Consider the following 8,550-nt stretch of genomic DNA (forward strand, 5'->3'; position numbering starts at 1 on the left):
TTGAACTTGTTTGAGTTAAAATTTGAATCTATTTTTTGAGGTACTATTATTCCTAGATTATATCTCTTGCCCAAATTTTAATTAAATCAATTGCCAAATATGAAATCAACAATTTCATCCCTCTATTTCCTATTCCCTGACTTCTGCAAGAAGTCTATTGTATAACTCTAAAAAGGTAGTCCTGTAGATGTAGTGATTTAGTCTTGAATAAGGGAATAGGGAACACTTAACTGGGAACATAAAAGCCCCTAAATTCAAGATTTAATACATAATAATCTAAGTCCCTAGTTAACCTTTTATCTAAGTATCACTACTTTGTAAACTATTACCCTCTAAAAAAAAATTATGTTTGAAAATATGAAGTTAAAAAGCCGTTTATTTTTAGCATATACAGTGCCTATGGTTTTATTCCTCGGATTAACGGGAATAGTTTATAGGACTGCTAATCAAGTATTTGAGACTTTAAAAGAAGTTGAAAGAGTACAAAATGTAATTATAGGTGTGAATAAGATAGCTATAGAAGAAGAAAAAATGGTGAGAAGTTTTCGTGGCTATATAGCAGTTAGAAATGAAGTATTTCTGGAAGAGTATAATGAAGCATTAAAATCATTTGATCAAGACATTAATTATGTCAATGAATTAATTATGATTTCTGAACAAAAAGCGCGTTTAGACAAAATGATTCAGGGAAAAAATGATTTTCAATCCTTTGCAAATCAGGTAATAAATCTGATCAAAGAAAATAAAATTAACGAAGCTATAACTTTATTTAAGTCTAATAAAGGTAAAGAACTTGTAGATGGTTTTGAAAAAGTAAGTGAAGAATTTATTATAGAAGAGAAATCTTTGCTTCAAAAAGAGACAGAAGCAACTAAAAATAATTTAATTACATTGCTATGGTTGCTGGGTATAGGTTCAATACTTTTTATTGCTATTTCGGTAATTGTGGCATTAATAGCTACAGGTAATATTAGTCAAAAAATTAATCAAGTAACTGACAATATAGTTCATTTTTCTACAGGAATTTCTGCCACAATAAATCAACAAGAACGTACTGCTGCTCAACAAGCTAGTTCTGTAAATGAAACTACTATAACTATGGATGAATTAGGTGCTTCTTCTCAAGCAACAGCAGAACAAGCAGAAGCAGCAGCAACAGCAGCAACACAAGCTTTAAGTTTAGCTGAAGAGGGAACAAAAGCTGTAGATAAAAGTTTAGAAGGGATGAGTTATTTAAGTGAAAAAGTAGAGGCGATCGCTCAACAAATTACTCGTTTAAGCGAACAAACAAATCAAATTGGTAATATTTCTCAGCTTGTTGGTGACTTAGCTAATCAAACTAATATGTTAGCTTTAAATGCTGCAGTAGAAGCTGTTCGTGCGGGAGAACATGGAAAAGGTTTTGGTGTTGTTGCTAGTGAAATTCGTAAATTAGCAGATGAAAGTAGAAAGTCTGCGGAAAAAATATATACATTAGTTGCTGATATTCAAGCATTAATTAATTCTACAGTTATGGCAACAGAATCAGGTACACAAAATGTAGAATTAGGAGTAAAAACTGCTCGACAAACAACTGCTGCTTTTAATGGTGTTAAGGATGCAATTAATAATGTAGTTTTAAATAATCAGCAAATTTCTCTTAATATTAAACAGCAAGCGATCGCTATTAAACAAGTTGTAGATGCGATGAACGAATTGAATAAAGGAGCGCAAGAAACAGCTAGTGGTTTAGGGGAAACTAAACAAGGAATTCAAAAACTTAATGAAGTTAGTACGGAGTTAAAGTCTCTAGTATAGTAGGGAATAGGGAACAGGGAACAGGGAACAGGGAACAGTTAGAAAAACATTTCCTAGTCTAAGATTTATCATCAGTAGTTGTCCTAACCAATTTTTTCTTAGGTATATGATACAGAAGTTTGCAAGTTGATGAGGTACAAATTTTATCGATCTAGAGAACATGGAAGAGCGAATAAAGATTAATTTTTAACTGTACTTAACTATCCTAAAAAATGCTGTAATATTCTGTCTCTTGAGAATACCCACAATAAAAAATTTAGGGAATAGGGAGTCGGTAGGAATTTTGCATGCAAAGTCTGTAGGTTGTAGTCAATAATTAATAATTAATAATTAATAATTAACAATTAATAATTACCTCTTCTGTAATAGAAGGATTGGCTTAAAAGGAATTTTTTTATTCTTAAGGGAATATTCGATTACGCCATATCCAATATTCCCTTGAAAAAATAACAAGTGATTTCTTTATATTCAATTAAGTGCAGTTTTAACTAGAGGTAATTATTCATTATCCATTATCAATTAATGAACCACCTATAGCAGTCCTAAATAGGTTGTGACAAATCAAAAAGTAGATAAAAAAGCTGAAATTCCTACCTGTTCCCTGTTAACTGTTCCCTAAAAGCGGTAAGATTTTTATAAACAAATAAAATAGAATTGCGATATTAAATTAATTTTATTCCTAAAAATGGTTAATAAGTTTATTCAAAAAATACAGTATAAAATTATCATTATTCTGGTTATAAGCACAATTATTCCAGTATCTATAGTAGGTTTATATGGTATTAATACTTCTACAAATGCCTTGCAAAATTTAGCTTTAACTAACCTTAACAAAAAAATAAATGATAGTTCAGAACATATAGTTAGCTATTTAGATAATATTAGTTATGATATTTTGTTTCTCAGTAAAGTTCCTCCAATTCAAGGAATTGTAAGAGCTAGAAATAACAAGGGAATTGATCCAAAAGATAATTCTACTTACAAGCTTTGGGTAGAACGATTGAGTGTAATATTTACGGCATTTATGGAAGCGAAACCATACTATATGCAGTTACGTTATTTAGATGAAAATGGCAATGAAATGGTACGGGTTGATTTTGATAGTCAATCCATCAAAACTATTCCTAAAGAGCAATTACAAAATAAAGCACAGAGAGAATATTTTACAGAAACTATGAAACTAAGTTTTGGTGAAATCTACGTTTCCCCAATAAATCTTAATCAAGAAATGGGAAAAATTGAAACTCCTTATAAACCAACAATTAGATACGCAAGTCCTATATTTTCAGCAGATGGAAAACCTCAAGGAATTATTATTGGGAATTTGCTAGTTGAGCGTATTTTTGAACAAGTCAAACAAGATAATCAAAGTAATTCTGATACAGCTTTTATTCTTAATCAAGATGGTTATTATTTATATCATCCAGATCGTCAAAGAGAATGGGGTTTTGAATTAGATACAGATGAAAAAATTCAGAAATATTATTCAGAGGTAGTAGCTAATCAAATTTTATCTAGCGGTAACAACGATATTGTTGATGGTGTGGATAGTGTGATTAGTTACAACACTATTTTTTTGGGAGAAAGCAATACTAATAATTTTTTAGTTATAGTCTATGATTTACCGAAAAAAATTGTATTTTATCCCGTCAAACAATTTAAAACTATCGCCTTTATAATTATATTTTTATCTCTAACAACTTTTATATCTATGGGATGGTTGACTATAATCAATACAACTAAAATAGTCAGAAATATGATTAATAATGTCTCGAATTTTTCCCATAATATACTGTCTACAATGAATCAGCAAGAAAAGATTACATCTGAACAGTCATTAGTTGCTAATGAAACTAATAATAATCTTACTACTTTAGGCAAAGCTTCTCAAGAAATATCTCAACAAGCAGAATCAGTTGCCATCGCAGCAAGTCAAGCTTTAACTTTAGCTGAAGAAGGAAGTAAAATGGTAGAAAAAACTTTTGCACAAATGCATAATTTGAGAGAAACTGTTGATAATATTACTTATCAAAATCAGGAACTTGGTGAACAAACAAGTCAAATTGGTAATATTTATACCTTAGCAAATTTAGTAAGTTCTTTAGCAATGCAAACTAATATTTTAGCCCTAAATGCTGCAGTAGAAGCTGTACGAGCTGGAGAGCAAGGTGCTGGATTTGCTGTTGTGGCTAAAGAAATTCGTAAATTAGCAGATAAAAGTTCTGAAGCTGCAAAAAGAATTAATGGAATTGTGCCAGAAATTCAAACAGCAATTAACTCTACTCTTAAGGTTACAAATAAGGGAAAAATGACAGTAGATGCTGGTGTTAAAACAGCACAAGAAACAGCAAATACTTTTCAAAATTTAACAGAGGTTGTCTCTCATTTATTTGCTAGTAACCAGCAAATTTATCAAAATACTGAACAACAAAAATTTGCTATTCAAAAAGTAATTGAATCTATGAATAATCTTAACTATGGAACTGCCGAAACAGCTCAGGGTATTTCCCAAGTTACAATTAGCACCCAAGAACTTTATGAAGCAGCACTTAAACTTAAAACTATCGTTTAATAGGGGATAGTGTGGGGAGTGTGGGGAGTGTGGGAGGTGTGGGGAGTGTGGGAGGTGTGGGGAGTGTGGGGAGTGTGGGAGGTGTGGGGAGTGTGGGAGGTGTGGGGAGTGTGGGAGGTGTGGGAGGTGTGGGGAGTGTGGGAAGAAATTAAAAAATATATATCTTCACCATTACTATGCAGGACTACCTACTAATTCCCCTGCATTAATGCTATACTTGGGCAACACTTCAGCTATTAAGTAATTAATACCATTTCTCTGTAACAATGCGCTTAATAATTCTTACCCAAACCTGAATTTTACCGAATAATTAATCATTTTTAATTAAATAATTAATCTTAAAAGTTTTCCCCTTTTAATGGGAAAAAAATTTATTTTTTCCTTTTAGTCAATCCTCTCCCTTTTAGGGAGAGGTAATTATCCATTATACCAAGCGTGAAAAAAGAATGTTACAAATAATAAGGGCGATCAAAAAACTTGCTTAGGAGATGTTTTTTTGACGAATTCAATAAGCTATTTATTCTTACTCCTTACTCCGTACGGACGTTGCTTGAGCATTAATGTGAACGTCCCTACCTCCTTACTCCTTAAAAAAACGAGATATTTGTAGCAAACATTTATCAAATTGGTATTATCCATTAATGAATGATAGCTTTATATCTTTTATTAAGCACAACTTGATAGAGAAATTGTATAGCACTAGCTAAATAACTTTTTTGCTAATTTTAGCCAAGAATAATGTTAATTATTATTATGTTTACTTCTCCCATACGGACGTTGGATGCAACCTTCCTACCTGCTCTCCTACTCCCCTGCTTAAGAAAGGGTAGAAAAGTTTTTGAGAAATGGTATTACACATCCTACTGACTCCCTATTGCTTCTCTCAACTAGGAAATTTATTTTGCACAGCTACTTAGTTGTTAACTGATAACTGATAACTGAAATGACTTTTTACTTAAATTATTAAGGAGTAAATTATGATCGAAGATGCTGAACTCCGGGAGGTATTTCAAACTGCTAGTGAAGAACATCTCCAGAAACTTGATGAAGGTTTTTTATATTTAGAAAAACATCCAGATGACTTAGAAAAATTAGAAGAATTATTACGAGAAGCTCACAGTTTAAAAGGTGATGCTGGAATGTTAGGAGTTAGAGATGTATCACAACTTGCTCATCAACTAGAACATTTATTAGGAGAAATTAAACGAGGAGAACAAATTATATCTCCAGAAATAAGCGATCGCTTTTCAGTTGGATTAGATGCTATTCGTAAACTTGTACAGGAGGCAGTAACAGGAGAGCAATCGGGTATAAACACTGTTCATGTACTAGCAAATTTGATGGGTGCTAAAAATTTTAATACCCAATCACAACAGGAAAATAAAATACATTCAATCTCTCAAGAAAGTACCACTATTTCTACTCCTATAGAAGAAAAAATAGAAGAACAAAAAGTTAATGAAAATGATTTATTTTTTCCAACTCCAGAACTAGAAACAACAGTAGAAAATACTCCGACAAATAACATTGATGAACTAATTGCTACGAATACAGAAAAACCGACTCCTAAATCAACTTTATCTCTTACTAAAACCGAGTTAAATGAAAGTAGTTTCACTATTGAATCTTCCCATACTTCATCAAACTCTTACCATATAGAAACAGTCCGCGTACCCACCCGCAATCTAGATTCTTTAATGACTCAAACCGGGGAATTAACTGTCACCCAAATTCGACTTGCTCACCGATTAGCAGAAATTGAAGAAATCACAAATTTGTGGGAAGAATGGAGCCGAGATATATTTAAAAATCGCTTTGTTATCCACGACCTAAATGTTAGTAATAGCACTACTATTAATGATTACTCCATCAAACAATTACAAAGCTATCATCATCGAGCAGAATCACAGCTAGAAAAGCTAGGATTATTAATTAATAATCTCAGAAATTCTATCCATGAAGACGTTGCTAAACTCAACTTAATTACTAATGAAATAGAAGGGGGAGTTCGCACCATGCGAATGCTACCTTTATCTACTATTTTTAATATGTTTTACCGCGTTGTTAGAGATTTAGCAAGACAAGAAAGTAAGCAAGTAGAACTAATAATTGAAGGTGGAGCAACCAAAGCAGATAAGCGGATTATTGAACAGATGAAAGATCCTTTAATGCACATAATTCGTAATGCTGTAGATCATGGAATTGAAACACCTGAAAAACGTCAAAAATTGGGTAAACCAGAAGTCGCTACAATTAAATTAAGAGCATATAATACTGCTACTAATGTAATAATTGAAGTGATAGATGACGGGCAAGGTTTAGATATTGAGCAAATTATAAAAACAGCAATAAAACAGGGTGTTTGTACTCAAGCAGAATTAGCTTATATGACACAAAAACAAATTCAATCTCTAATTTTTAACCCTGGATTTTCGACAAAAAAATTTGTTACTGAAGTTTCTGGTAGAGGTATAGGTTTAGATGTAGTTAAGACAAATGTAGAAGAACTAAAAGGAAGTATTTCAATAGAATCTCAACGCAGAAAAGGATGTTTTATCAGAATAGTATTAAGCACTTCTATCGCCACAATAAGTGTATTAATTGTAGCCATTGAAAATACTTATTATGCTTTGCCAGTTGAGTATGTTCAAACAACTTTAATGGTTTCTATAGCATCAATTTTTACTATTGAAGGTAGAGATACTATTATTTTTGATAATGAACCAGTATCAGTTGTTCGACTAGCATATTTGCTAGAAGTTTCAGTTAGTCATCGCGAAAAAATGACTGATGAGCAGGAAAGACCTTGTATTATTTTAAAAGTAGGAAATGAACAATTAGGACTGTTTGTTGATGCTTTAATTGATGAACAAGATGTTGTCTTGAAGCCTCAAAGTAAATTATTGAAACGGGTTAGAAATGTTAGTGGTGCAACTATTCTTGGTACTGGTGATGTTTGTATGGTTTTAAATCCTCAAGATTTATTCAATTCGGCGCGGAAATTAGCTATCTCTATTACTATTCCCCAATTTATTCGGGACTCAAATAATCAATTAGAAAAAGTTGAAATAATTAATAAAAAATCTGTAATTTTGTTGGCGGAAGATTCTATTTCTACTAGAACCCAAGAGAAGAGAATTCTAGAAAGTGCTGGTTATGAAGTTATTACTGCCGTCGATGGATTAGATGCTTTTAATAAACTACAAACTCGTTCGTTTGATGCGGTAATTTCTGATGTACAAATGCCTAATTTAGATGGTTTGAGTTTAACTGCTAAAATCAGGGAAAATAAAAATTATAGTGAATTGCCTATTATTTTAGTAACATCTTTAGCATCAAATGAAGATAAACAAAAAGGTGCGGAAGTGGGAGCTAATGCTTACATTACTAAAGATAGTTTTAATCAAGAAGTTCTTTTAGAAACTTTAAAAAGATTGGTTTAATTGTAAGCTATCAGCTATCAGCTATTAGCTATCAGCTAGGAGTTATTAACTCATTATTTTGAAAGGAGGAATTAGGAAGAACCATCCCTACCCAACATTTTTATTAAACAGATAAAGGTTTGAGCAATTTTAAGTCTTGAAAAAGTACCAGCTTTTCGGTTGCAGCGAGCGGAGCAAGTGCAGCAGCTATATCGCTCTGTTTCCATGGGTTGAGATGTCATTGATCTATTGTCCAATAGTTAGGGGTTGCTGATTAAATCTCCAAGCATTGGCAGATAAAGGTTTGAGTAATTTTAAATCTGGAAAAAGTACCAGCTTTTCGGTTGCAGCGAGCGGAGCAAGTGCAGCAGCTATATCGCTCTGTTTCCATGGGTTGAGATGTCATTGATCTATTGTCCAATAGTTAGGGGTTGCTGATTAAATCTCCAAGCATTGGCAGATAAAGGTTTGAGTAATTTTAAATCTGGAAAAAGTACCAGCTTTTCGGTTGCAGCGAGCGGAGCAAGTGCAGCAGCTATATCGCTCTGTTTCCATGGGTTAAGATGTCATTGAGCTATTGTCCAATAGTTAGGGGTTGGTTGATTAAATCTAAAAGTATTGGCAGATAAAGGTTTGAGTAATTTTAAATCTGGAAAAAGTACCAGCTTTTCGGTTGCAGCGAGCGGAGCAAGTGCAGCAGCTATATCGCTCTGTTTCCATGGGTTGAGATGTCATTGATCTATTGTCCAATAGTTAGGG

The 8,550-nt window shown here is 32.6% G+C and carries 5 protein-coding genes; 4 read left to right on the plus strand and 1 reads right to left on the minus strand.

Going from position 1 to position 8,550, the window contains the following annotated elements; genetic code table 11:
- Window positions 1-345 precede the first annotated feature (345 nt).
- The 4 genes from F6K40_RS31595 (at window position 346) to F6K40_RS31610 (ending at window position 7,812) form a co-directional block, all read left to right on the plus strand.
- The gene (locus tag F6K40_RS31595) at window positions 346-1,797 is read left to right on the plus strand and encodes a HAMP domain-containing methyl-accepting chemotaxis protein (RefSeq protein ID WP_293141761.1); all 1,452 of its coding nucleotides are present in this window, start codon (window positions 346-348) and stop codon (window positions 1,795-1,797) included.
- A 685-nt stretch (window positions 1,798-2,482) separates the two neighbouring features.
- Window positions 2,483-4,369 (plus strand): methyl-accepting chemotaxis protein, encoded by a 1,887-nt coding sequence (locus tag F6K40_RS31600; protein WP_293141763.1) that lies wholly within the window; start codon window positions 2,483-2,485, stop codon window positions 4,367-4,369.
- 27 nt (window positions 4,370-4,396) lie between these two features.
- Window positions 4,397-4,564 (plus strand): hypothetical protein, encoded by a 168-nt coding sequence (locus F6K40_RS31605; RefSeq protein WP_293141764.1) that lies wholly within the window; start codon window positions 4,397-4,399, stop codon window positions 4,562-4,564.
- A 782-nt stretch (window positions 4,565-5,346) separates the two neighbouring features.
- Entirely contained in the window at window positions 5,347-7,812 is a 2,466-nt protein-coding gene (locus F6K40_RS31610; RefSeq protein WP_293141766.1) for a hybrid sensor histidine kinase/response regulator, read from the plus strand.
- A 71-nt stretch (window positions 7,813-7,883) separates the two neighbouring features.
- On the opposite strand, the gene F6K40_RS31615 is transcribed toward F6K40_RS31610, so the two are convergent.
- On the minus strand, window positions 7,884-8,033 hold the full coding sequence (locus F6K40_RS31615; RefSeq protein WP_293141768.1) for a hypothetical protein: 150 nt from the start codon (window positions 8,031-8,033) through the stop codon (window positions 7,884-7,886).
- Between the last annotated feature and the right edge of the window lie 517 nt (window positions 8,034-8,550).

Source organism: Okeania sp. SIO3I5 (assembly GCF_010672085.1).
In the GTDB taxonomy this organism is placed as follows: domain Bacteria; phylum Cyanobacteriota; class Cyanobacteriia; order Cyanobacteriales; family Microcoleaceae; genus Trichodesmium.